The sequence below is a fragment of the Aliiroseovarius lamellibrachiae genome, assembly GCF_018599245.1.
Classification (GTDB): domain Bacteria; phylum Pseudomonadota; class Alphaproteobacteria; order Rhodobacterales; family Rhodobacteraceae; genus Aliiroseovarius; species Aliiroseovarius lamellibrachiae.
Genome location: NZ_JAHEVJ010000003.1, coordinates 18,176 through 41,490 on the forward strand (window position 1 = coordinate 18,176; position 23,315 = coordinate 41,490).

General features: G+C 56.1%; 25 protein-coding genes and 3 tRNA genes. 14 read left to right on the forward strand and 14 right to left on the reverse strand.

Annotated features, from left to right (window positions below; all coding sequences use genetic code 11):
- Positions 1-267: 267 nt before the first annotated feature.
- A complete protein-coding gene (locus KKW20_RS05880; RefSeq protein ID WP_246534481.1) occupies positions 268-1,404 on the reverse strand; it encodes a TIGR03032 family protein in 1,137 nt (378 codons plus the stop codon).
- Between the two features lie 415 nt (positions 1,405-1,819).
- Here KKW20_RS05880 and napF point away from each other — a divergent pair, with 415 nt between their 5' ends.
- The 8 genes from napF (at position 1,820) to KKW20_RS05920 (ending at position 8,705) form a co-directional block, all read left to right on the forward strand.
- Positions 1,820-2,323 carry a ferredoxin-type protein NapF gene (gene napF, locus KKW20_RS05885; RefSeq protein ID WP_214566951.1) on the forward strand — a complete coding sequence of 168 codons (504 nt, stop codon included), beginning with the start codon at positions 1,820-1,822 and terminating at the stop codon, positions 2,321-2,323.
- A gap of 26 nt (positions 2,324-2,349) precedes the next feature.
- The gene (locus tag KKW20_RS05890) at positions 2,350-2,586 is read left to right on the forward strand and encodes a chaperone NapD (RefSeq protein WP_246534482.1); all 237 of its coding nucleotides are present in this window, start codon (positions 2,350-2,352) and stop codon (positions 2,584-2,586) included.
- A 15-nt stretch (positions 2,587-2,601) separates the two neighbouring features.
- Positions 2,602-5,097 (forward strand): nitrate reductase catalytic subunit NapA, encoded by a 2,496-nt coding sequence (napA, locus tag KKW20_RS05895; protein WP_214566953.1) that lies wholly within the window; start codon positions 2,602-2,604, stop codon positions 5,095-5,097.
- 27 nt (positions 5,098-5,124) lie between these two features.
- Complete coding sequence (napG, locus tag KKW20_RS05900; RefSeq protein WP_214566954.1) at positions 5,125-6,000, forward strand: ferredoxin-type protein NapG; 876 nt, start codon at positions 5,125-5,127, stop codon at positions 5,998-6,000.
- Entirely contained in the window at positions 5,997-6,920 is a 924-nt protein-coding gene (gene napH / locus KKW20_RS05905; protein WP_214566955.1) for a quinol dehydrogenase ferredoxin subunit NapH, read from the forward strand. Before napG ends, napH begins: the two co-directional genes overlap by 4 nt.
- 20 nt (positions 6,921-6,940) lie before the next feature.
- Positions 6,941-7,369: a nitrate reductase cytochrome c-type subunit gene (locus tag KKW20_RS05910; protein WP_214566956.1), complete on the forward strand. Its 429-nt coding sequence runs from the start codon at positions 6,941-6,943 to the stop codon at positions 7,367-7,369.
- 32 nt (positions 7,370-7,401) lie between these two features.
- Positions 7,402-8,106, forward strand: coding sequence for a NapC/NirT family cytochrome c (locus KKW20_RS05915; protein ID WP_214566957.1), 705 nt, complete (start codon positions 7,402-7,404; stop codon positions 8,104-8,106).
- Positions 8,107-8,195: 89 nt separating this feature from the next.
- Positions 8,196-8,705: a DUF2478 domain-containing protein gene (locus KKW20_RS05920; RefSeq protein ID WP_214566958.1), complete on the forward strand. Its 510-nt coding sequence runs from the start codon at positions 8,196-8,198 to the stop codon at positions 8,703-8,705.
- Between the two features lie 106 nt (positions 8,706-8,811).
- Here the strand turns inward: KKW20_RS05920 and KKW20_RS05925 are convergent.
- Positions 8,812-8,895, reverse strand: a tRNA-Tyr gene (locus tag KKW20_RS05925).
- 148 nt (positions 8,896-9,043) lie between these two features.
- On the opposite strand from KKW20_RS05925, the gene rlmB reads away from it, so the two are divergent.
- The 3 genes from rlmB to KKW20_RS05940 all read left to right on the forward strand — a co-directional run bounded on the left by rlmB (position 9,044) and on the right by KKW20_RS05940 (position 11,052).
- Positions 9,044-9,826, forward strand: coding sequence for a 23S rRNA (guanosine(2251)-2'-O)-methyltransferase RlmB (gene rlmB / locus KKW20_RS05930; protein WP_214566959.1), 783 nt, complete (start codon positions 9,044-9,046; stop codon positions 9,824-9,826).
- Between the two features lie 94 nt (positions 9,827-9,920).
- The gene (locus KKW20_RS05935) at positions 9,921-10,394 is read left to right on the forward strand and encodes a YHS domain-containing (seleno)protein (protein ID WP_214566960.1); all 474 of its coding nucleotides are present in this window, start codon (positions 9,921-9,923) and stop codon (positions 10,392-10,394) included.
- A 196-nt stretch (positions 10,395-10,590) separates the two neighbouring features.
- Positions 10,591-11,052 carry a CoA-binding protein gene (locus tag KKW20_RS05940; RefSeq protein ID WP_214566961.1) on the forward strand — a complete coding sequence of 154 codons (462 nt, stop codon included), beginning with the start codon at positions 10,591-10,593 and terminating at the stop codon, positions 11,050-11,052.
- Between the two features lie 62 nt (positions 11,053-11,114).
- Here KKW20_RS05940 and KKW20_RS05945 read toward each other — a convergent pair whose 3' ends face one another.
- From KKW20_RS05945 to hisA, 3 genes are all read right to left on the reverse strand, one after another.
- Positions 11,115-11,426, reverse strand: a complete 312-nt coding sequence (locus KKW20_RS05945) for a phosphoribosyl-ATP diphosphatase (RefSeq protein WP_214566962.1) — start codon at positions 11,424-11,426, stop codon at positions 11,115-11,117.
- A complete protein-coding gene (gene hisF / locus KKW20_RS05950) occupies positions 11,427-12,227 on the reverse strand; it encodes an imidazole glycerol phosphate synthase subunit HisF (protein WP_214566963.1) in 801 nt (266 codons plus the stop codon).
- A gap of 100 nt (positions 12,228-12,327) precedes the next feature.
- Positions 12,328-13,050, reverse strand: coding sequence for a 1-(5-phosphoribosyl)-5-[(5-phosphoribosylamino)methylideneamino]imidazole-4-carboxamide isomerase (hisA, locus tag KKW20_RS05955; RefSeq protein ID WP_214566964.1), 723 nt, complete (start codon positions 13,048-13,050; stop codon positions 12,328-12,330).
- A gap of 171 nt (positions 13,051-13,221) precedes the next feature.
- Between hisA and KKW20_RS05960 the strand changes: the two genes are divergently transcribed.
- Entirely contained in the window at positions 13,222-13,608 is a 387-nt protein-coding gene (locus KKW20_RS05960; RefSeq protein WP_214566965.1) for a DUF2147 domain-containing protein, read from the forward strand.
- A 117-nt stretch (positions 13,609-13,725) separates the two neighbouring features.
- Here the strand turns inward: KKW20_RS05960 and hisH are convergent, their stop codons facing one another.
- The 3 genes from hisH to hisB form a co-directional block, all read right to left on the reverse strand.
- Positions 13,726-14,364 (reverse strand): imidazole glycerol phosphate synthase subunit HisH, encoded by a 639-nt coding sequence (gene hisH / locus KKW20_RS05965; RefSeq protein WP_214566966.1) that lies wholly within the window; start codon positions 14,362-14,364, stop codon positions 13,726-13,728.
- A 60-nt stretch (positions 14,365-14,424) separates the two neighbouring features.
- On the reverse strand, positions 14,425-15,054 hold the full coding sequence (locus KKW20_RS05970) for a TetR/AcrR family transcriptional regulator (RefSeq protein WP_214566967.1): 630 nt from the start codon (positions 15,052-15,054) through the stop codon (positions 14,425-14,427).
- Positions 15,055-15,468: 414 nt separating this feature from the next.
- Positions 15,469-16,056, reverse strand: coding sequence for an imidazoleglycerol-phosphate dehydratase HisB (gene hisB, locus KKW20_RS05975; RefSeq protein WP_214566968.1), 588 nt, complete (start codon positions 16,054-16,056; stop codon positions 15,469-15,471).
- A gap of 172 nt (positions 16,057-16,228) precedes the next feature.
- On the opposite strand from hisB, the gene KKW20_RS05980 reads away from it, so the two are divergent.
- On the forward strand, positions 16,229-16,471 hold the full coding sequence (locus KKW20_RS05980; RefSeq protein WP_214566969.1) for an Lrp/AsnC family transcriptional regulator: 243 nt from the start codon (positions 16,229-16,231) through the stop codon (positions 16,469-16,471).
- Here KKW20_RS05980 and KKW20_RS05985 read toward each other — a convergent pair whose 3' ends face one another.
- Positions 16,472-17,188 (reverse strand): hypothetical protein, encoded by a 717-nt coding sequence (locus KKW20_RS05985; RefSeq protein WP_214566970.1) that lies wholly within the window; start codon positions 17,186-17,188, stop codon positions 16,472-16,474. It abuts the gene before it with no gap.
- A gap of 144 nt (positions 17,189-17,332) precedes the next feature.
- Entirely contained in the window at positions 17,333-18,169 is an 837-nt protein-coding gene (locus tag KKW20_RS05990; RefSeq protein ID WP_214566971.1) for a LysR family transcriptional regulator, read from the reverse strand.
- Positions 18,170-18,435: 266 nt separating this feature from the next.
- Between KKW20_RS05990 and KKW20_RS05995 the strand changes: the two genes are divergently transcribed.
- On the forward strand, positions 18,436-18,810 hold the full coding sequence (locus KKW20_RS05995) for a helix-turn-helix domain-containing protein (RefSeq protein WP_214566972.1): 375 nt from the start codon (positions 18,436-18,438) through the stop codon (positions 18,808-18,810).
- Positions 18,811-18,987: 177 nt separating this feature from the next.
- Here the strand turns inward: KKW20_RS05995 and KKW20_RS06000 are convergent.
- The 4 genes from KKW20_RS06000 to KKW20_RS06015 all read right to left on the reverse strand — a co-directional run bounded on the left by KKW20_RS06000 (position 18,988) and on the right by KKW20_RS06015 (position 23,287).
- A tRNA-Gly gene (locus KKW20_RS06000) sits at positions 18,988-19,062 on the reverse strand.
- 88 nt (positions 19,063-19,150) lie between these two features.
- Positions 19,151-19,225 (reverse strand) — tRNA-Gly (locus KKW20_RS06005).
- Between the two features lie 154 nt (positions 19,226-19,379).
- The gene (locus tag KKW20_RS06010; RefSeq protein WP_214566973.1) at positions 19,380-19,769 is read right to left on the reverse strand and encodes an MAPEG family protein; all 390 of its coding nucleotides are present in this window, start codon (positions 19,767-19,769) and stop codon (positions 19,380-19,382) included.
- A 77-nt stretch (positions 19,770-19,846) separates the two neighbouring features.
- Positions 19,847-23,287: a pyruvate carboxylase gene (locus KKW20_RS06015; RefSeq protein ID WP_214566974.1), complete on the reverse strand. Its 3,441-nt coding sequence runs from the start codon at positions 23,285-23,287 to the stop codon at positions 19,847-19,849.
- Positions 23,288-23,315: the final 28 nt, after the last annotated feature.

Genomic DNA, 23,315 nt, shown 5'->3' on the forward strand with positions numbered 1-23,315 from the left:
GCGCGAATAGGGGCGCGTCACAATAATCTGTTGCAAGTCGCAAGCAAATATAGCGTTAAGCGTTAGGGAGGGGGGGCTTATACGTCAACAAATTAATAGACCATTAACTATAATTAGAGTGGTCTTTGGTGTATTTGAGGTGCAATTACACCCTGTGGTTGCGTTGTGTGGGGTTGCACACCATTTGCGGGATTCCCCCCTTATGCTGACCAAGATGATCAACCATCGTGACGCCTTGTGTGGCTGATGTAACGAATGTTGATATCGTTAGTCTGATGTTTTTTCAGAACAGAGGGTCTTTGTTTCGGGTGACAGTGTCAGCAAATCACGCAGCTCTGTGGTTCCGGGGGCAAGCGCCATTGGGCAGCGCAGGTTTGGCACAGTGGCCACGTCATAAATCTCACCAACAGCGCCATCAATTCTGAACCAATCAACACAGCTTCGGGTCGATAGATCGATGATTTGCACCCCGCACCACGGCTCGCTGTCGGCATCTTTGAGGCGCTGGTCAAGCTCAAGCCCCTCAAACCGCTGATACCGAGGTTTTGACAAGCCAACAAACGCATAGCCCCCGCGAAAGCTTAGCCCGCGCACAAAACCGGGGCAGAAGACGACCGGCACAAAGACGCCTTCGCCCTCAGGTGCGGCTTTGTCCTCAAAATCAACATACCCAAGTTCACCACGCCCAGAATTTAACAGCCAAAGTTTGCCGTCATGCCAGCGTGGCGAATGGGGCATGGACAGACCAGAGCAAACGATCTTGTTGCTCTCAACATCAATGACAATACCGCCATCCCCGCGCCGATCACGCCAACCATCAATGGTGTCTGAGGCCGAAACAGCCGTGACAAAAGCAGGCTTGTTGTCGCGCATGGCAAGCCCGTTCAGATGGCACCTGTCTTCGTCAACAATCCGAGAGATAAACGAAGGACGCCAAACGGGTTTAAAGGAATGCACCATGTCAGGCACGGCAAGACAGTTGAACCGTGTGTTGACAAAAATGGGCGTGTTATCTTCAAGCGTTCCTACATCATGGGCGTCGAGTTGGCCGGTGACATGCACGGTGCGCGGCACAAAGCAGCCGTCGAAAATCTCATTGGCACGTTCTTCTGGTTGCAGCCCATTGGCAAAGCGAAGGATCTGGTCCAGTGACGTTAAATCAAACCCGCCGTCACCCCGGACCGCCAACCCCATTGGTTTTTGGATGCCTGTCTGGTGAATGTTGATCCCGCCGCTGTGTTTGGACCCAATCAGATACAACGCCCCCGATTGATACGAGGTGACACAGAGGCTTGCCCCCAAAGTCAGCAGCCGGCGTTCCAGACCGGGGGACACAGAAAAGGAAACCTGATCGTCGGGTTTTGTCGACGTGGTGTTTGCGTCCGGCTGCGTCACTGTATCCATGGTCTTTCCCTTGCCTCAAAGCGTGGCCAACAGGTCACGCGGTGTCCGCGGCAAACCTTCGTCATTTCAAGATCTTTTGCAACACCTCAGGCGGTTGGTATCCAAATCGGGTGTCTGAGAAAGCGGTTTGACGGCCCTCAAAACATCGCACACGGCGATTTAGTTTTTTTTGAAAATAAATTTGGCGCTGGGATTTTGGCGTTGCCTTCTATTGCAGGTGCGATGTTTTGACGCAATTCTCCTTCTTTTCCAGCTGGTTAGCGATTTTCCCTTAACGCATTCAAAAATATAGATTTATTTAAAAAACTCTCGCCGGAGCTGTGATCACAAAAAAATCTTGATCTAGGTCAATAGGCCGCAGAATTCTCCGGGCTATGCCTAGGGCAGCAAGCCACAGATCAGCGAGCCAAGCCCAGTGAACGCAACCCCATCACGCCGTGCCCTGTTAAGAGGCAAGATCCATGAGATCCCGCGTCAGCGCCCGTTAGGTGCCGCTGATGAAATGGCGTTTCATGATGATTGCACCCAATGCGGGGAGTGTGCGAGGGCCTGCCCAGAGGGGATCATTCTGCGCGATAAAGAGGGCTATCCTGTTGTGTCCTTTTCGCAATCGGCTTGTACCTTCTGCGCGGCCTGCACCGACGCGTGCGACTCAGGGGCCCTTGCGCCAGACCGGGCGTGGCCGTGGCGCGCAAAAGCCGCATCGACTTGTCTGTCGATGAATGGCGTCCAATGCCGCGCCTGCCAAGACCACTGCGACCTGCAAGCCATTCGTTTCCGCCTGCAACCTGGCGGCAATGCAATGCCACTATTCGATAAAGACACTTGCACAGGGTGCGGCGGTTGCGCAGCACCTTGCCCCGTCGATGCCATCGACTTTTTTCAAATCCAATCCGAAACGGAGGCCCGCCCATGCTGAACATCTGTGGCTGCCTTGTTCACACAATGCCCGACAAAACCGCAGAGGTTATTGCCGCCATTGATGCGTACGAGGGCGGCGAAGTTCACGCCCATGAAGACGGCCGCATCGTTGTGACCGTCGAAGACACGTCTGACATGCGCGCATCTGAGCAGATCATGGAAATGCACCAAATCCCTGGTGTGTTGACCGTGACCCTTACTTATCACCACTTCGAAGAGCTCGACGAGGACGTCAACGCCCCTTCGCCGACCCAACACTGAAACGGGAGACCCTCCATGACCACGTCCCGCCGATCCTTCCTTAAAGCCAGCGCCGCAGCCGCAACCGCGTCTGCTGCTGGCATCACTTTACCTCAGGCCGCAAACGCCCAGGTTCGCAAACCGGATATCCGTTGGGATAAAGCCGCCTGCCGCTTTTGCGGAACAGGCTGTTCCGTTCTGGTCGGCGTCAAAGATGGCAAAGTTGTTGCCACCCAAGGCGATCCAGAAGCACCGGTGAACCGCGGGCTGAACTGTATCAAGGGCTATTTCCTGTCCAAGATCATGTATGGGTCTGACCGTCTGACCACACCGCTTTTGCGCAAATCCAACGGCGTTTATGACAAAAACGGTGACTTTGAACCCGTGTCCTGGGACGAAGCCTTTGATGTGATGGCCCAGAAATGGAAAGAAACCATCGCCAAAAAAGGCCCAACCGCTGTGTCCATGTTCGGCTCGGGCCAATGGACCCTTTGGGAAGGCTACGCTGCCGCCAAGCTGATGAAAGCGGGCTTTCGGTCAAACAACATCGACCCCAACGCGCGTCACTGCATGGCGTCCGCTGTGGCAGGCTTTATCCGCACCTTTGGTATTGATGAGCCAATGGGCTGTTATGATGACCTTGAGCACGCCGATACCTTCGTGCTTTGGGGGTCAAACATGGCCGAGATGCACCCGATCCTGTGGTCGCGTCTGACCGACACGCGCCTGACCAAACCGGGGTCAGAAGTGCATGTTCTGTCGACCTTTGAACACCGCTCGTTTGAGCTGGCGGATAATGGCATGATCTTTGCGCCGCAAACCGATCTGGCGATCCTGAACTATATCGCCAATTACATCATCGAAAATGATGCGGTGAATTGGGATTTCGTTGAAAAGAACACCCACTTCAAACGCACCAACACCGATATTGGCTATGGTTTGCGTCCAGAGCACGCTTTGGAACAAGCCGCCGAAAACCCAGCGCATAACGGCACACACGGCAAGCTTTCGGACATGACGTTCGAAGAATACAAAGAAGCCGTTGCACCTTACACGGCCGAGTATGTATCTGAATTGTCAGGTGTTCCCGTTGCATCACTTGAGCGTTTGGCCAAGCAATACGCGGATCCAAACCGCAAGGTGATGTCGCTTTGGACCATGGGTTTCAACCAGCACACACGCGGTGCTTGGGTGAACTCGCTGATGTATAATGTGCATCTTCTGGTTGGTAAAATCTCCGAGCCGGGCAACTCGCCGTTCTCCTTGACCGGTCAACCATCCGCCTGTGGGACCGCGCGTGAGGTTGGCACCTTTGCCCACCGTCTGCCCGCCGACATGGTTGTCGCAAAAGAAGCGCACCGCGACATCTGTGAAACGTCATGGGGCATTCCAAAGGGCACCATTCCGCCCAAGCCCGGTTTCCACGCTGTGTTGATGCACCGCAAACTCAAGGACGGGGATCTGAACTGTCACTGGGTGCAATGTACCAACAACATGCAAGCCGCGCCAAACATGAACGAAGAAGGTTTGCCGGGGTATCGCAACCCTGAAAACTTCATCACCGTGTCTGATCCGTATCCAACCGTGACCGCGTTGGCCGCTGACTTGATCTTGCCCACCGCGATGTGGGTTGAGAAAGAAGGCGCCTACGGCAACGCGGAACGCCGCACCCAGTTCTGGCGTCAACAAGTGGACGCGCCGGGCGAGGCGAAATCGGATGTGTGGCAGGTGATGGAATTCGCCAAACGCTTTACAACGGACGAGGTCTGGCCAGCTGAGCTTTTGGACACCATGCCGGAACTGAAAGGCAAAACGCTTTTCGAAGTTCTTTACGAGAATGGCAAGGTCAACAAATACCCGCTGTCTGAAACCGCCGAAGGGTTCAACAACGACGAATCCAAAGACTTTGGTTTCTATGTCCAAAAAGGCCTGTTCGAAGAATATGCCAGCTTTGGTCGCGGTCACGCCCACGATCTGGCGCCCTTTGACAGCTATCACAAGGCCCGCGGTTTGCGCTGGCCCGTGGTGGACGGCAAAGAAACGCTTTACCGCTTCCGCGAAGGGTATGATCCTTATGTGAAAAAAGGCGAGGGCGTTAAATTCTACGGCAAGCCTGATGGCAAAGCGAACATCATCTTTGCACCTTATGAACCTGCCGCTGAAAGCCCGGATGACGAGTATAACTTGTGGTTCGTGACCGGTCGTGTGCTGGAACATTGGCACTCTGGCTCAATGACCCGACGTGTGCCCGAATTGCACCGGTCGTTCCCATCCGCTGTGGTGTTCATGCACCCAGAGGATGCCAAGGATCGCGGCTTGAAGCGCGGACAAGAGATCACCGTCTCGACCCGTCGTGGTGAGGTTCAGTCGCGGGTCGAAACCCGTGGCCGGAATAAACCGCCGCGCGGTGTGGTGTTCATGCCGTGGTTCGACGAAGGCCAGCTGACCAACAAGCTGACCTTGGACGCAACTTGTCCGATCTCGAAAGAGACCGACTTTAAGAAATGCGCCTGTAAAGTCGAACGCGCTTAATCGTAATTAACAAACGGAAACAAGACCATGTCCGCCAATTCAAACCGCAACCCCTTGCCTACAAACCGGCGCCGCTTCCTTCAGGATGCGGCGCGGGCGGCAGGGGCCTGTGCGGTGGCGGGCATGGCCATCACCAAACTTGCAACAGATGCGCGTGCGCTGCCGGTTCAGGCGATCCGCCCCCCCGGGGCCTTGCCGGAAGAGGATTTTCTGGCCGCTTGCATCCGTTGTGGTCTCTGTGTTCGGGATTGCCCCTATGACACGCTTGTGCTGGCCGAATTGGGCTATGATGGTCCCGCCACCGGCACGCCATTTTTCACCGCTCGCAACATTCCGTGCGAGATGTGTGACGACATTCCCTGCGTCAAAGCCTGTCCAACAGGTGCGCTTGATAAGGGTCTGACAAATATTGATGACGCCGACATGGGCCTTGCCGTGTTGATTGATGAGGAACATTGCCTGAATGCGCTCGGTCTGCGCTGTGATGTCTGTTATCGCGTCTGCCCGGTGATTGATAAAGCGATCACCTTGGAACGCCGCCATAACGAACGCTCTGGCCACCACGCCATCTTCATGCCTGTTGTGCATTCCGATCATTGCACCGGCTGTGGCAAATGCGAAAAATCCTGTGTGCTGCCCAATGAAAGCGCCATCAAAGTGCTGCCCATGCGCGTGGCGCAGGCCGAGGCGGCAGAGCATTACAAACTCGGTTGGGAAGATCGAAATCCCCTTGTGGATGAGCTGATTGACCTGCCGGATCGTCTGCCCGGACCTGGCACCGACAATCTTGTGGCGCCGGGGGGCTATTTGCCGTCGGGCATCGAAGGGATGCCTGATCCCAGCATGGAGGGCGGCTTTGCCCCCAGCTATGGGCTTCCGGGAACCGGGGGGGCAGGGCAATGAGCGAGAAAACCGCACTTCCTGTTGGCCAAGAGGCGATCGAAGACAAAGGCTGGTGGTTGGCGCATAAGTTTTTGATCCTGCGCCGGATCACACAGGCGGGCTTTCTGGTTCTGTTCCTGCTGGGGCCATGGTTTGGCATCTGGTGGGTGAAAGGCAATCTTGCCGGGTCTCTGACTTTCGATGTCCTGCCCCTGACGGATCCACTTGTGTTGCTGCAAAGCATGTTTGCCCAGCACTGGCCGGAGACAACCGCCATCATCGGTGCGCTGATTGTCGGCGTGGCCTATGCGCTGATCGGTGGGCGGGTCTATTGCAGCTGGGTTTGCCCGATTAACCCGGTCACGGACGCGGCGCATTGGCTGCACGACAGGCTTGGATTTGCCAAAGGTTGGCAGCCCAAGCGCGGCACACGTTATTGGGTGCTGGGCATGGTTTTTGCAGTCTCTGCGCTCACTGGAACCATCGCGTGGGAGTTCGTGAACCCCATCTCGATGCTGCACCGCGGTTTGATTTTCGGCATGGGCTTTGCCTGGGCTTTTGTCCTCGCTGTGTTCCTCTTTGATCTTGTCGTCTCACGGCGCGGCTGGTGTGGGCATCTGTGTCCTGTGGGGGCCTTTTATGGCCTTCTTGGCACCGGATCTGTGCTGCGTGTCAGCGCGGTAAAACGCGCAGATTGCGACGATTGCATGGACTGCTTTGCAGTCTGCCCCGAAATGCATGTGATCACCCCAGCGCTTCGAGGCGCAGAAGGTGACACCCCCCTTATACTGTCTTCGGACTGTACCAATTGCGGTCGTTGCATCGATGTATGCGCGCCGGATGTCTTTAAGTTCACCACCCGGTTTGATGATACCCCCGCGCCAGCCCGCGCGGTCCGCCGGAAACCCAAACGTCAACCCGAGGCCAGTCGCGCGGCCTGAAAAAATACGGGAGTAGCCCAATGAGAAAGAACCTGTTGATCAGCGCCATCGTCGTCCCGACGCTTTTGGCAACAGCTGCGCTGGCACAAAGTGCTGGCGGCGTGAATTCGCTTCGTGGTGCCGCAGTCGATGAAACTGTGCCGGTCGAAGATGTCTTCCACCAAGATGAAAACCGCTTTACGCGCAATTATCGCCAACAACCACCGCTGGTGCCCCATTCGATTGCCCAATATCAGATCGACCTAAAGGCAAACCGCTGCCTGTCTTGTCATGACTGGACCAATGCAGGGGATCGCAATGCGCCAACCCTGTCGATGACCCATTATCAAGACCGCGAAGGCAATCAATTGGATGTGGTGGCCGGCACCCGCTGGTTCTGCACCCAATGCCACGTCCCGCAAGCGGATGCGCCTGCGTTGGTTGATAACACTTTTGAGGCCTCGAACTGAGGCGGGAAACCGTAAGGGAAAGGAAAACGGACATGTCTGATACAAATCCCGGTTTCATCCGCCGCACTTGGCGTTGGTTCTGGACGCCCACGGGGGCAATATCGTTGGGCGCGTTGATCGTTTCTGGCTTTGTCGCTGGCGTCGTGTTTTGGGGGGGCTTTCACTGGGCGCTTGAAATGACCAACCGCGAAGAGTTCTGCATTTCGTGCCACGAGATGGAAGACAACGTGTATGCGGAGTATCAGGGCTCGGTTCACCAATCCAACAGTTCTGGCGTGCGCGCGACCTGTCCGGATTGTCATGTGCCCAAAGATTGGGGCCCAAAGATCATTCGTAAGATCCAGGCGTCAAAAGAGCTCTATGGTCACTTCATTTCAAAATCGATCTGGACCCGTGATAAATTCGAAGATCATCGGATTGACCTGGCCGCCAATGAATGGCGCCGGATGAAATCCACCGACAGCCGCGAATGCCGCAACTGTCACAACTTTGAATTCATGGATTTCACCCAGCAAGAAAACCGGGCCGCCGACAACCACCAAGTGGCGCTGGATGAAGGCAAAACCTGTATCGATTGCCACCAAGGCATCGCGCATGAATTGCCCGAAGGCTGGCAGGCGCGGTATGAGCAGATGGTAGATCAACTGGCCTCTTCTGGCGATCTGACTTTGCCCAACGGTCGCGTTGTGGCCGAGGCGAAAACAGAGATCGAAGGGTTCTTGGCTGGCGCTCAGTAAGTCAAAACCATATTCTGGACGGGCCGGGGGCAACTCTGGCCCGTTTGCTATTGGGGCGCAGAAATGGCTGGCGCCGACAGGAGGATGACATGAAACTCGCCTTTACCATCGCCCCGGGTCGCGGGGAAACCAATGTGCTTTTGGCGGATGTGGCCGAGCGTCTGATCCGTCGCGATGTGCGGGTCGCGGGCACGGTTCAAATAGATACGGATCGTGGTGAAGATCGCAAATGTGACATGGATGTCAAAGTGTTGCCAGACGGGCCGCTGATCCGGATTTCCGAAGATCGCGGTGCTGGCGCGCGGGGGTGTCGCTTGGACACGGACGCACTTGAGGGGGCCGTGTCAGACACAGAAGCGGCGCTTGCCAAAGGGGCGGATCTTTTGTTGGTCAACAAGTTCGGCAAACACGAGGCCGAAGGGCGCGGATTTCGCGACGCGATTGCGATGGCTTTGGAAAAGAACATTCCGGTGTTGGTCGGCGTGAACAAGCTTAACCGCGAGGCGTTTTTGGCGTTTTGTGGGGACGTGGCCGAAGAGTTGCCCGCTGATATGACCGCGATTTCCAATTGGTTGGATGGGGCCGTTCAATCCAGATGACTGCGTTTGCGCATCCAAACGGCAAAGTGCGCTTTTCCCGAAAAACATAGGCCAAGATGCACAGGGAAGATCTGTGTCTTGCAGTGTGATTTGAAAAGGAGAGAAGTGGTGGGCGACCCTGGAATCGAACCAGGCGTGCGTCTCCGCGAGGGAGTTACAGTCCCCTGCCACACCTTGCGGCCTGTCGCCCACTTCTCCTGCGCATAAGCGCTGGATTGGGGGCTGATTAAACCGCCCATCCGGTGGGGTCAAGATGAAAAAGACGCGGAAATGCACTTGTCTCGCAACGCAGGACAGAGCATTGTCCGGGTCTTGTTGTTTTACAGGCGGATCAGGGCATGAAGAAACCTAAATGGGTGGTTCAAAAAGAGAAAGCGAAGCGGATTTCGGAGGCGGAAACTGTCTGGCTGTTTGGCCTTCACGCGGTGCGGGATGCGTTGATGAACCCCGAGCGTGAAAAACTGCGCCTGATGGTCACCAAAAACGCGGCCGACAAGCTGGCCGAAGCGATTGGGGTCAGCGGGATGGAACCAGAAATGGTTGATCCGCGCACGTTTTCGGCCCCGATTGATCCGCAATCTGTGCACCAGGGCGCCGTTCTGGAAGTAAAGCCGCTGAAATGGGGCAAGCTTGCGGATCGCGCGGTGGATGCGGGCGAGGGGCAGCCTATTATGGTGCTGCTCGATCGTGTGACGGATCCCCATAACGTCGGTGCCATTTTGCGCTCGGCTGAGGTGTTCGGTGCCAATGCGGTTGTCGGCACGGCCCGCGGGTCGGCGCCAGAAACCGGGGCTTTGGCCAAAACAGCCTCCGGTGCGCTGGAACGCCAACCTTACGTGCGCATTCGCAATCTGGCCGAGGCGATGGAAGAGCTGAAAGCCATGGGCTATGTGGTGTTTGGTTTGGACGGTGAAGCCGAGGTGACGATTGAGACCGCCTTGGCAGATGCGCCCAACCGTCCGGTGGCCTTGGTGCTGGGCGCCGAAGGGCCGGGGTTGCGCGACAAAACCAAAGCGACTTGTGATCGGCTGGTGAAAATCCCGTTTGCCCGCGAATTTGGCTCGCTTAACGTGTCCAATGCTGCGGCGGTGGCGCTTTATGCCACGCGAAACACACGCTAATCACACAGTAGATCACAGGGCCATCACTTCCCGTTGAGGTGGGGTGAAATTGGCGCGAAAGACCGTCAGATTGTGGAAAACAAAGGAGACCCACATGACTGACCTTACGCTTTCGCGCCGCCATGTACTTGCCGGCCTCATCGCCACACCAATTGCGGGGGCGGTACTTGTCAGTCCCGCTTTGGCCGCATCTGCCCCCATCTATACCGAAGAGGGTATCGCCTGGGACGGACACGATCCTGTTGGCTATTTCACGAACGGGGCACCCACCCCCGGAGTGCCTGAATTTTCCTTTGATTACAAAGGGTCAAAGGTGCTGTTCGCCTCGGCCGAGAACCGCGATATGTTTGTGGCAGACCCAGATAAATACGCCCCTCAGTTCGGCGGATACTGTGCCTATGCCGCCAGCAAAGGCTATATCGCCCCAACGGTACCCGAAGCCTGGACCATCTATGAAGGCAAGCTTTATCTGAACTTTTCGCTGCGCGCCCGCGAGTTGTGGTCCAAAGATATCCCCGGCAACATCGCCAAGGGCAACAGCAATTGGCCGGGCATCCTTGAGGCGTAAGCTCACAGGGTTTCACGGTGACGTGTGATCCTCTTTTATTCTGCCACTTAGGGCATATGTCTTTATCAGAGAGCGGGATGGAACCCCGCTGTCGTTTACACTGTCCCTCGTTCCAACACCTGCGCCCGAGCCTTTGGTTCCGGGCGCTTTTTTTGTCGCATGTTGAACCGTACCAATCTGGTGTTATCTGTGGGATATGACAGATCAAAACAACGACTCCCGCATCGCCCAAATCCTGACGTCGACCAAAGTCATCGGTCTTGTGGGATTGTCGAACAAGCCTGAACGCGCCAGCCATCGTGTGGCCAATTTTCTGGCGGCCAAAGGATATCGCGTCATCGGCGTGAATCCCGGCCTTGCGGGGCAAGAGATGTTCGGTGAACTGGTGGTGGCTTCTGTTTCTGAGCTGCCAGCAGAGACCGACATGATTGACCTTTTCCGCAATTCCGACGCGGTTGGTCCGATTGTGGATGAGGCGCTGGAGGCTTTGCCGGGGCTGAAAACAGTATGGATGCAGCTTGAGATTTTCAACGCTGGCGCGCGCGCAAAGGCGGAAGCCAAAGGCATTGCTGTGGTCGAAGATCGCTGCCCAAAAATCGAGTTTCCGCGCTTGTTTGGGGAGCGCAATTTGGCAGAGCTTCAAGAGGTGAGCGTGTAAGGGGCGCTGCCCCTCGGCCTGCGGCCTCACCCCGAGATACTTGGGGCAAGAAAAAGTGGGGGCTAGCTGCGGCTGGCCTTTTCCTCAATACCGGACAGCCCCTGACGGCGCGCCAGTTCGTTGAGCACGTCGTCAAGCGCCACATCGCGGGCGGCAAGCATGACCAATAGGTGATACAGCACATCGGCGGCTTCATAGGTCAGGTTTTCGCGGTCGTTTTTGGCCGCTGCAATGATCGCCTCAATGGCTTCTTCACCGAATTTTTCAGCGCATTTTTCTGGCCCCTTAGACAGCAGTTTCGCCGTCCATGAACTGTCAGGATCTGCGCCTTTACGTGTGGCGATGACCGCCTCTAGGTCTTTAAGTACGTTCATTTATCCATCCACTCGCATTGGAATTCCGGCCGCTATCATGTGCTCTTTGGCTTCGCGGATTGTGTAGTCGCCAAAGTGGAAAATGCTTGCGGCCAATACGGCAGATGCTCCGCCTTTGGTCACACCATCCACAAGGTGATCAAGGGTGCCCACGCCGCCAGAGGCAATCACGGGCACATGCACAGCGTCGGAAATGGCGCGGGTGAGCGGCAGGTTAAAGCCCGCGCGGGTGCCGTCGCGATCCATGGATGTGAGCAGGATTTCGCCCGCGCCTTTGGCCTCAATCGTACGGGCAAATTCGACCGCATCAATCGGTTCGCCGTTTTTATCCAGTGCTGCTTTGCGCCCGCCGTGGGTAAAAATGCCCCATTTGATGCCATTGCCATCGGCGTCATATTCCACGGTTTTGGCGTCAATGGCGACGACGATACATTGCGACCCAAACCGGTCAGCCGAGCGCGCGATCACATCTGGATCCGCCACTGCGGCGGAGTTGAACGACACTTTGTCAGCGCCGGCCAACAACAGGTCGCGCACGTCATTGGGCGAGCGGACACCGCCCCCGATTGTGAGCGGCATAAAACACTGTTCCGCGGTGCGGGTGGCCAGATCAAACATCGTGCCGCGATTTTCATGGGTGGCTTTGATGTCCAGAAAGCACAACTCATCCGCGCCAGCGGCATCATAGGCGCGCGCCTGTTCCACGGGGTCGCCCGCGTCGATCAGGTCCACAAAGTTCACACCTTTAACCGTGCGCCCTTCGGCCACGTCGAGACAGGGGATGATGCGTGTTTTCAGCATGATAAATCCTTGGGTGCGCGTGTTGGCATGGGTTTAGGCGATGAGGGCCTCAAAGGCAACGCGGGCCCCTTTGGTAACCAACGGTCCAAATGACGTTTTCTTATGCGTTAAGCGCTGTCAGTGCCTCGGCCAAATCAATTGCACCGTCATAAAGCGCACGGCCAGAAATGGCCCCATCCAAGGTCACGCCACAATCGCGTAGGGCAATCAGATCCGCCATGGAGCTTACGCCACCAGAGGCAATGACCGGGATCGACACGGCGCGCGCAAGATCGGCGGTGGCATCAATGTTTGGGCCTTGCATCGCGCCGTCGCGGTTGATGTCGGTATAGATGATCGCGGCGACGCCGGCGTCCTCAAAGGATTTCGCGAGGTCGGTGACCATCACATCGGTCTCTTCCGCCCAGCCCTTGGTGGCCACACGACCGTTGCGCGCGTCAATGCCGACCGCAACTTTGCCAGGGAATTCACGAGCCGCTTGGCGCACCAGATCGGGGTTTTCAACGGCCACCGTGCCAAGGATAACGCGGCTCAGGCCCTTTTCAATCCAGGTTGAGATCGTTGCCATGTCGCGGATGCCGCCACCCAATTGGGCCGGCACGTCGATTGCGGCCAAAATACCCTCAACCGCGGCGGCGTTCACCGGTTCACCCGCAAAGGCACCGTTCAGATCCACCAGATGGATCCAATTACACCCCGCATCGGCAAACGCCTTGGCTTGGGCGGCTGGGTTGTCGTTAAACACCGTCGCTGCCTCCATCTCGCCGCGCAATAGGCGTACACATTGGCCGTCTTTCAGGTCGATGGCGGGATAGAGGATCATGGGGCTCTCCTGTAAAAATCGGTCCGTGTTCTGCGGCCCTTTTGGCATGCCACCCCCTGTTGGGCAAGGCTCGGCAAAGCTGCGTCAATTGCGCCCTTTCGCCACGTCAATATTGCCAGACTGGGGAACATGCGGGCAGGATGGGAAAAAAGAATGCTCAGGGAGAGAAAAATGAAACGAGTTTTGGCCGCAGTTGCGGTGACATTTACGATGGCCGCCCCCGCGCTGGCGGATCCGGTTCTAGGTGTTTGGAAGACGCAAGTGGACGACGGGCATTATGCACATGTAACCTTTTCAAAATGTGGCGGTGAGAAGATTTGCGGTGTGATTTCAAAAGCTTTTGATGCAAGTGGTGAAATCACCACGCCCAATATCGGCAAACGTCTGGTCTGGGATATGCAGGCGCAGGGCGATGGCTACTACAAAAATGGCACCATCTGGCAGCCCTCTACAGGCAAAGAGTTTAGCTCTAAAATGACCATGTCCGGCAACAGTTTGAAAGTGTCCGGGTGCGTTGCCCTGTTTTGCAAAAAGCAGACGTGGACGCGTGTGAAGTAACGCAAAAGCATTCCTTGGCAGCCACCACAAATGGTGCCACTCACGTTAAAGCGCCGGGGCGGGGAGGCTCCGGCGTTTTTTTATGAAGTGCCTTTTTGTTCGGCAGAAAAGGCCGACTTACGGCGCCCAGTTCAGGAAGTTCCCAATCATCCGCAGCCCCGTCGCTTGGCTTTTTTCCGGGTGGAACTGTGTGCCGATGATATTGTCGCGCCCGACAATGGCGGTGATGTCACCGGCATAATCACAATGGGCCAAACGCTGCGCCGAAACATCCACAAGCATATGGTAAGAATGTACAAAATAGACATGCGCGCCGGTTTCAATGCCATCAAAAACCGGGTGGGGATTGTCGATGATCAGGTCATTCCACCCCATGTGAGGCACCTTGAAGGTCGGATCGTCCGGGGTGATTTTCACGACCTCACCGGGGATCCAATCAAAACCAGCGGTGTCTTGATATTCGCGGCTGACGGTGGCCAACATTTGCATGCCGACGCAGATCCCCATGAAGGGGCGCCCTTTTTGCATGACCGCTTCATTTACCGCTTCAAAAATTCCGCGATGATCATCAAGCTGTTGTTTACACGCGGGAAAAGCGCCATCGCCGGGCAGAACAATGCGGTCAGCGCGCATCACATCTTCGGGGGATGAGGTGACAATCACATCGCCCGCCCCGGTTTCCACGGCCATGCGTTGAAATGCTTTTTCGGCCGAGTGCAGGTTTCCGCTGTCATAGTCGATGATCACGGTCAGCATGGGGGTCTCTCCGGGTCGTAGGTCGTTGTCCGTCTGACCTCGCGCAAATCCTTGCGGGCGTCAAGTCATGGTCGGTGTTTGCGCTGCGGCAGGGGCGAGGTGATCCAGAATTTCCAACGCTTCGTTCACGGGGCCAAGTGGAAACCCACCTTTGTCTTTGGGGCCGAACTGACCTGAAAAGGCGATCAGGGTATAGCCGCGTAGAAACGAGCGAACCTGGAGCTCGATAATGTCCAACGGCAAGTCGTCACGGACAAAAGGCAGGCAAAAAGAGCGGAACCCGCTATAGATTTCCTGCAGGTCTTTGGTGACTTTTCCTTCAATCATATCGTTTGCATTGATGGAAAACATTTCGTCAAACAGGGCAGGGTTGGCGACAGCGAATTCGATGTAACAGAGGCACATGGACTTCAGGCGGGTCAATGGGGCGGGGTTGGCACAGCCATCGCAATTCGCCATCATCATGTAGAGCTTTTGATACCCTTTCAAAGCGATGGCATGTTTTAGCCCGGCAAGCCCATTAAAATGATGGGCCGGGGCCGCATGTGAAACGCCCGCCCGCGCAGCACATTTGCGCAGGGTCAGCGCCTGCGCGCCCCCCTCGCTTAGCAATGCAATGCCCGCATCGACCAACGCATTGCGTAAGTCCCCATGATGATGGGGTCTTTTCATCTTATCCTGTTCGCTCATTGAGCTTAGCTTAGCCGTCAATTTGACACTGTCAACAAACAACTTGACAGTGTCATGGGGCCTATGATCTCTAACACAGAGTTGACGCAGGGTTGGCGTCAGGATGGTAACGAGTGTTCGATCATTTTTTCTGTGATCCAGTATTTTGTCTTCCGGCGTCCTGATCGCTTTTGGCGTCATCCGTTTAGGGCCGGGTTTTGCCGGTCTTAGGCACCGCCGGAGACTTGGCTGACCCCTTTGACCTGTTCCCGGTCAATCCGGTCATATCCCCAAGATAAAGGGCTTGGGGGTCAGTCGCTCTTTTGCTGCGCGTGTCCACGGTGGGGCGCCTAAGCTTGATCTTCAGGTGAAATGGAAAAACCGCGCTTTTTGGGCGCGGCTTGTCTTGGGTCTTTGGGGATGGCTTTGATCGGTTTAAAGCGCACCTTTGGTCGAGGGCAGGGCGTCTGCCATCCGCCCATCCGTCTCAACCGCCATGCGCAGCGCCCGTGCAACCGCTTTAAACGCGGCTTCGGCCACATGGTGGGCGTTAAACCCGTGGATCTGGTCGATGTGCAACGTAATGCCGCCGTGGGTCGACAAGGCCTGAAAAAACTCGCGCACCAGTTCAGTGTCGAAATTGCCGATCTTGGGCGCGGTGAAATCCACATTCCAGATCAGAAACGGACGGGCAGAAAGATCAAGGGCTGCGCGCACCTGTGCGTCATCCATCGGCAAGTGACATTCCCCGTAACGGCGGATGCCTTTCTTGTCGCCAAGCGCCTGTGTCAGCGCCTGCCCAATCGCAATGCCGGTGTCTTCGACCGTGTGGTGATCATCAATGTGATAATCCCCTTTGGCGCGCACTGTCATATCAATCAGCGAATGGCGCGACAATTGATCAAGCATGTGGTCGAAAAACCCAACGCCTGTCTGGTTGTCGTACTGGCCTGTGCCGTCAAGATTGATCTCAACGGTGATCTTGGTTTCCGCGGTTGAGCGGGTGACCTTTGCGCTGCGCATCGGCGTGTCCTTTTGCTGTCTGGTCTGCTTTATAGGGTGCTGGCGTGCGCCAGAAAAGCAGGCATTTTCAAGTTCCTGTCTGCCTGTGTCATTCTGGTAGGCGTCCAGTGGTATTCGGACACAGAGTGTGGCAGTTTGCCGGATAAGACAGACCCGAAAAAGGAACCCGCCTATGTCCACCTGTGTCTTTGTTCAATTGCGCTGCCGTCCGGGCACAACGTATCAAGTGGCCGAAGCCATCGTGCAGCGCGAAATTCACTCGGAACTCTACTCAACCTCAGGCGATTTTGACCTGATGCTGAAACTCTATATCCCCAACGGTGAGGACGTAGGAAAATTTATCAATGAACAGCTGGTGGCTGGCATTGATGGCATTGAACGGTCTTTGACAACACTGACCTTCAAAGCCTTCTGATCACGCGGCAAGCGCGGGCAGGGTTTCAGATGTGGGCAGCTTGAGGATAAAGCTAAGATCCTCATGGCTCATATAGGTCATGAACCCGCGCAAAGGCGTGTCTTTTTCTTTGATGTGCCAGGTCAGCGCGCCGGGGTCGGAATGCATATAGCCTTCACGCTCCATCAGCCCACGATAGGCCAAACCTTCGGGCATAAAGCCAAAGATGTGATCCGGCGACCAGCGTAAGACACAGGTGGCCATCGCAAAACGCGCCAAAGCCCCCGGAAGGCCGGTGCCCCGAAACCGCGGGTCGCGTTTCACCCAAAGCTCACCGTGATAAAAAACCTGCCCCTTGATGCGACCAGCGCCAGGTCCCGCCCGGTAGGTCGAGCGTTCCATGTCCAAATCCAACCCTGTTGGCGGAAAGTCGCGAAAGTTATGGGCAAGGTAATCTGACAAGGTCAACCCGCCCAGATCAAACATCCGCATCGCTTGGGTGTGAATCAGTTCGCCCTCTTGTGTCCAGCCAAGGATCCAAAAGGCGTTGCTTTCATTCAGACTGTGGAGCGCGGGGTCAAACGGCTTGCCGATGGTCTGTTCCGGTCGATGTTCGGCCAATATCGCGCCATAGTGTTGAAAATCCGAGCCAATTTCCAACACAAGATTGTGTTGTTCTGCCAGATCAAGAATGGCCGACACATATTGAGCGCCAGCAAAGGTATCATGGATGGTCATAAGAATCTCCCGTGCAACCAGTGATAGGAGGAAGATTAACCCAAGGGTGTGTATGCGTCCCTGATTCTTGGTAAATGACAACCAGTGATAGAAATATTCGCCCGAAAAGTGTGAAGTCGCGAAGGTGCAGCTGGGGGCGGCACACTACTTCGGCGGTGTAATGTCCATTACCATTGCCTCAGGCATCGAGGTGCGCAGCTCTTCTGGCAGGTCGTCAATCAGAACCTTTTGGGTGCGATCCACCAATGTCGCGAGCGCAAAGCTTCCGTCAGGAAAACGGCAACCAAGCGCCAACCGGTGATAGCTGATCGCCTCAAGCTCTGCCTCTGGTGTGCGGCGGACCTTGGTGAAAATGTGGTCCAGACGCACGCCTTGATCCGCTTGCACCATGCGAAAGGGTTCGGTCAAAAGCCGGGCGAATCCTTCGCCCCCCGGCAGATCCGCAATTCCCCGGCCAACGGACGAGCGTTCCCATTTCCAACCGAACCAAGTGGCAAAAGACGACTGTTCGCCCACCTCGGTACAGACCCAGCCATCCTCATTTGGGCGAAACACCATCAGATAGGGGCGCAGGGGGGCAAAGGCATCGCTTTCGATACGGCCCTCAGCGCCGGCCCAAATGTGAAACCCCCAACGGATCAGTGGGGATGAGCTGCGCCAAATCTCAGACAGCGGGTGTTGTTGCAACAAGTATGGCACGGGGCCGTCCTGAACCGCCAATCGAAACAAGCCAGCCCGTTCGCTGGTCTCATTGTGAAGCCAGGCTTCCCCCCGCGCCAAAAGCGTGTTGGCTTCACCCAAGCTGTCGCGCCCCATTTGGGTCAGGCTGTATTGCCTGTCCTCCAGATCAAACAGGGGGGCACCTTTGAATTCTTCAAGCAGTGCAATGTGGCGCCGCACGGTTTGGCGTGTGCTGCCCAGCTCGCGGACCGCCGCCGACAGGTTGAGCGTGCGCGCCAGCGTTGCAAAGGAGCGCATCATTTCAAATAATAGGGCGGGGGCTTTGTCGGTAGACATATGAGTGGGCTTTTGACCGTGTGGTTGTATTTTGGTGGATAAAGGTTAACGCGTGTCACCGTAGTTTACGGAAGGAACCCCTTGTTTTACAAGTCATGTAACGCTTGAATGGTAAATAAATCACCCATTGAAGGTAAAATTTTACACATTTTCGTTCATCGCTCATCAATTGCTTATTCATGGGCTTGTGGCACTCTCGCTATACGGGAAACAAACAAAACGGTGAGATTATGGTGCATCCAGTGGACGCCCATGTGGGGCGAAAAGTAAGAGAAATTCGACTGCTGCGTGGTATGACACAGGCCAATGTGGCCGAAAAATTAGGCCTGTCCTTTCAGCAACTGCAAAAATACGAAACCGGTCACAATCGGATTTCGGCAAGTCGCATGTATGAAGTGGCGCAGTTGTTAAGCGTTGAACCCTCGTATTTCTTTGAAGGATTTAGCGATACAAAGCAGGCTGTGGCGGCGCATCTTGATGAACGCACGGCCCGCGCTGCAAAGGCGTTGTCCTCCATCAGTGACGATGCTGTGCGCAACCAGATCCAGACCATGATCATGGAACTGGCATCACGGGAAACTGGCGAATTTCGCCAATCGGCTTAACAATCGAACGAGCGTTTGATCGCGTTGGGCTGATTGGCTGACGATCAAACACTCTGCTTGCGAAAAACGGATGGGGTTTCCCGTCCGTTTTTTTATGGGCAAGTGGATTGGAGAACGCTGCAAAAATGCTCAGGCCCAAAAACAAAAAAGCCCCCGGAAACCGGAGGCTTTTTTGATTGGAGCGGGCGAGGCGATTCGAACGCCCGACCCTAACCTTGGCAAGGTTATGCTCTACCCCTGAGCTACGCCCGCACCGTGTTTGTGATCTTGCGACCACTGGGGTTTGTCGTTTGTGACGGGGCCGATCTTGCGATCTTGTCACACCCTGACGAGGGACCGTTGGAGCGGGCGAGGCGATTCGAACGCCCGACCCTAACCTTGGCAAGGTTATGCTCTACCCCTGAGCTACGCCCGCTTCCTTGGTGAGGCGTGATTAAGAAATCCCGCCGCCCCCTGCAAGAGGAAAATGCACTATTGCCGGTCTTTTTTCAAGAAAATGCAGAATGCTAGGGAAAATGGCCTGATGCGTTTCAATATCAAGCTGTGGACTGGCTTCGCCTCGAAACGCTTTAGATCACGGCGTGGGCGATATTCGCCAGCGCCGCCAAAGCGATCATGCCCAACGTCAGCAGCATCCCGGTCTTGCGCAGGGGGATGATCTGCGGTGTGCGGCCAAAGCCAACGGCATGCATCACACGGCCCACCAGCAGCATGAGACCCAACAGATGCACCGCCCAAATCGGCGCGCCCTGAAGTTCGGTCAGCAAAAGCAGCACCACCCCAATTGGCACATATTCCATACAGTTTGCTTGGGTGCGCATCGCCTTGATCATCAGTTTGTTGTCCGCATCCCCGACCGAGATTTTTTCGGTCTGGCGGGTGCGGATCACCTTGCTGCTGAGATACAAAAACAAAAGCGCCAAAAGGCCGGCATAGATAGGGGTCGCGGTGAGGGTCATAATTCATCCTTTAACGAAAACACCCGGCCAGCATGGCGGCTGACCGGGTGTTTGAAAAGGGGGATGTTGCGGCAGGATTATTCCAGCTCGATCAACAAATCCTTAGCGTCGATCTGGCTGCCTGCCCCCACATGAACGGCCTTGATCACAGCGTCGCGTTCGGCGTGGATGCCGGTTTCCATCTTCATCGCTTCGATGGTCAACAGAAGATCACCCTCGAACACCTCTTGGCCCACAGAAACCGCAAGGCTGGCCACCACACCGGGCATCGGGGCGCCCACATGATTTGCGTTGCCCTCTTCGGCTTTTGGCCGGGCTTCTGTGGTGGCTTTGACCAAGCGGTTCGGCACGCGAATCACGCGCGGCTGGCCGTTCAGTTCAAAGAACACCTTCACCTCGCCTTTTTCATCCGTTCCACCGACCGCTTGCAGTCGAATTTCGAGGGTTTTGCCCGGATCGATTTCCGCCGCAATTTCTTCGCCCGGCTCCATGCCGTAAAAGAAGGTTTTGGTGGGCAGGGTCCGCACCGGACCATAGGCACGGTGGCGACCCATGTAATCAAGGAACACCTTGGGATACATGAGATAGCCGTTCAGATCTTCGTTATCGACTTTAAACCCGTTGAGTTCCGATGACAGCTCTGATCGGGCAGCGTCCAGATCCACGGGCGCCAAGCCTTCGCCAGGGCGGGCCGTGTCGGGGGCTTCGCCTTTCAAAACCTTGGCAACAATCCCATCTGGGAACCCGCCGGGCGGTTGCCCCAGATTGCCGCGCATCATGTCGACCACTGAATCAGGGAAGGCAACATCGGTATCGGGGGCTTCAACCTCATCACGCGTCAGGCCCTGGCTGACCATCATCAACGCCATATCCCCGACCACTTTCGATGATGGGGTCACTTTGACAATATCACCGAACATTTGGTTCACGTCAGCATAAGTCTGGGCCACCTCGGACCAACGATCCTCGAGCCCCAACGACCGGGCTTGCGCCTTGAGGTTGGTGAACTGACCGCCGGGCATTTCGTGCAAGTAAACTTCGGACGCAGGCGACGCGAGGCCGCTTTCAAACGCGACATATTGCCCACGCACTTGTTCCCAATAATCGTTGATCTCGCGGATCGCCTCGATCGACAGGCCGGTGTCACGATCGGTGTGGCGCAGCGCCTCGACAATCGATCCCAAACAGGGCTGCGATGTGCCGCCCGAAAACGCATCCATCGCCGCATCCACCGCATCCACACCCGCGCTCGATGCCGCCAGAATGGTCGCACCCGCAATGCCGGATGTGTCATGGGTGTGGAAATGCACCGGGATCGAAATCTCGTCTTTCAGCGCTTTGATCAGCACCGAGGCCGAGGCGGGTTTCAACAGTCCCGCCATGTCTTTCAGGCCCAGAATATGCGCGCCAGCGGCCTCAAGTTCCTTGGCCATATTTACATAATATTTCAGGTCATATTTGGCGCGGTCCGGGTTTAGGATATCGCCGGTGTAACAGACGGTCCCCTCAACAATTTTACCCGACGCGTTCACCGCATCCATCGCCACGCGCATGTTTTCAACCCAATTGAGTGAGTCAAACACGCGGAACACATCCACGCCCGTTTCCGCCGCTTGGCGCACAAACTCTTGCACCACATTGTCCGGGTAATTGGTGTACCCAACCCCGTTTGAGGCACGCAGAAGCATTTGGGTCAGCACGTTTGGCATCGCGACGCGCAGATCACGCAGACGCTGCCACGGGCATTCCTGCAAGAAGCGGTACGCCACGTCAAACGTCGCACCGCCCCAGCATTCAACCGAGAAGAGTTGCGATAGGTTCGACGCATAGGCGGGGGCCGCTTTGATCATATCAATCGACCGCATCCGGGTGGCGAGCAGCGATTGGTGCCCATCACGCATCGTCGTGTCGGTCAGCAAAAGTTGCTTTTGCGCCAGCATCCAATCGGCCACGGCCTTGGCGCCTTTGTCCTCAAGCAAATTGCGCGTGCCCGCAGGAACATCCGTCCCATGTGCCGGGGCTTTGGGCGCTTTCAGATCCATCGGTGGGGCCGCGCGACCTTCGGTCTCGGGATGGCCGTTCACGGTGATATCCGCAATATATGTCAGCACCTTGGTGCCGCGATCCCGGCGCTTTTTAAAGTTAAACAGGCCGGGTGTTTCGTCGATGAACTTGGTGGTGTATTCATTCGACAGGAAGATCGGGTGCTTTAACAGGTTTTCCACAAAGGCAATATTGGTCGACACGCCGCGAATACGGAATTCGCGCAGCGCCCGGTCCATCCGCGCAATCGCCGCTGTTGGCGTCTGGGCGTGGGCGGTGATTTTCACCAACAGACTGTCGTAATACCGCGTGATCACGCCGCCCGCATAAGCCGTGCCACCATCCAGACGAATGCCCATACCCGTGGCCGAGCGATAGGCCGTGATGCGGCCATAATCCGGGATAAAGTTGTTTTGCGGATCTTCCGTGGTGATCCGGGTCTGCAGCGCATGACCGTTCAGTCGAATTTCAGACTGGTCGGCTTTGCCCGTGGCCTCAGCCAAGGGTTTGCCCTCGGCGATCTTGATCTGAGCTTGCACGATATCGATGCCGGTGACCTCTTCGGTCACTGTGTGTTCAACCTGAACCCGCGGGTTTACTTCGATGAAATGGAAGGTGCCGGTGTTCATATCCATCAGGAATTCAACGGTGCCGGCGCATTCATATCCAACATGGGCACAGATCTTGCGGCCCAAATCACAGACTTCGGCGCGCTGCGCCTCTGACAGATAAGGGGCGGGGGCGCGTTCAACCACTTTTTGGTTGCGGCGCTGCACGGAACAGTCGCGCTCAAACAGGTGATAGATCTCGCCGTGCTTGTCGCCAAGGATTTGCACCTCAACGTGGCGCGCGCGGGTGATCATCTTTTCCAGATACCCCTCGCCATTGCCAAAGGCCGCTTCCGCTTCGCGACGACCTTCGAGGATTTTCTCCTCCAGCTCGTCTTCGGACAGGATCGGGCGCATGCCACGTCCGCCGCCGCCCCATGAGGCCTTGAGCATCAAAGGATAGCCAACTGCGCTGGCTTCGGCACGGATCGCATCCATGTCGTCGCCCAGAACCTCGGTGGCTGGAATGACCGGAACACCGGCCTCAATCGCCACCTGCCGCGCAGAGGCTTTGTCCCCAAGGGCGCGCATCGTGGCGGCTTTGGGACCGATAAAGGTGATGCCATTGGCTTCGCACGCATCTACAAAATCGGGGTTTTCCGACAGCAGACCATAACCCGGATGGATCGCATCCGCCCCGCATTCAAGGGCCACGCGGATGATTTCATCAATCGACAGATAGGCCGCAACCGGCCCCATGCCTTCGCCGATCTTATAGGCCTCATCCGCCTTAAAACGATGAAGACCCAACTTGTCCTCTTCGGCATAAATAGCGACGGTCTTTTTGCCCATTTCATTGGCGGCACGCATCACGCGGATGGCAATCTCACCTCGGTTGGCAATTAGAATTTTCTGGAACTCGCGCATCGGCATCTCTCCCCGGAGTCGATGAGTG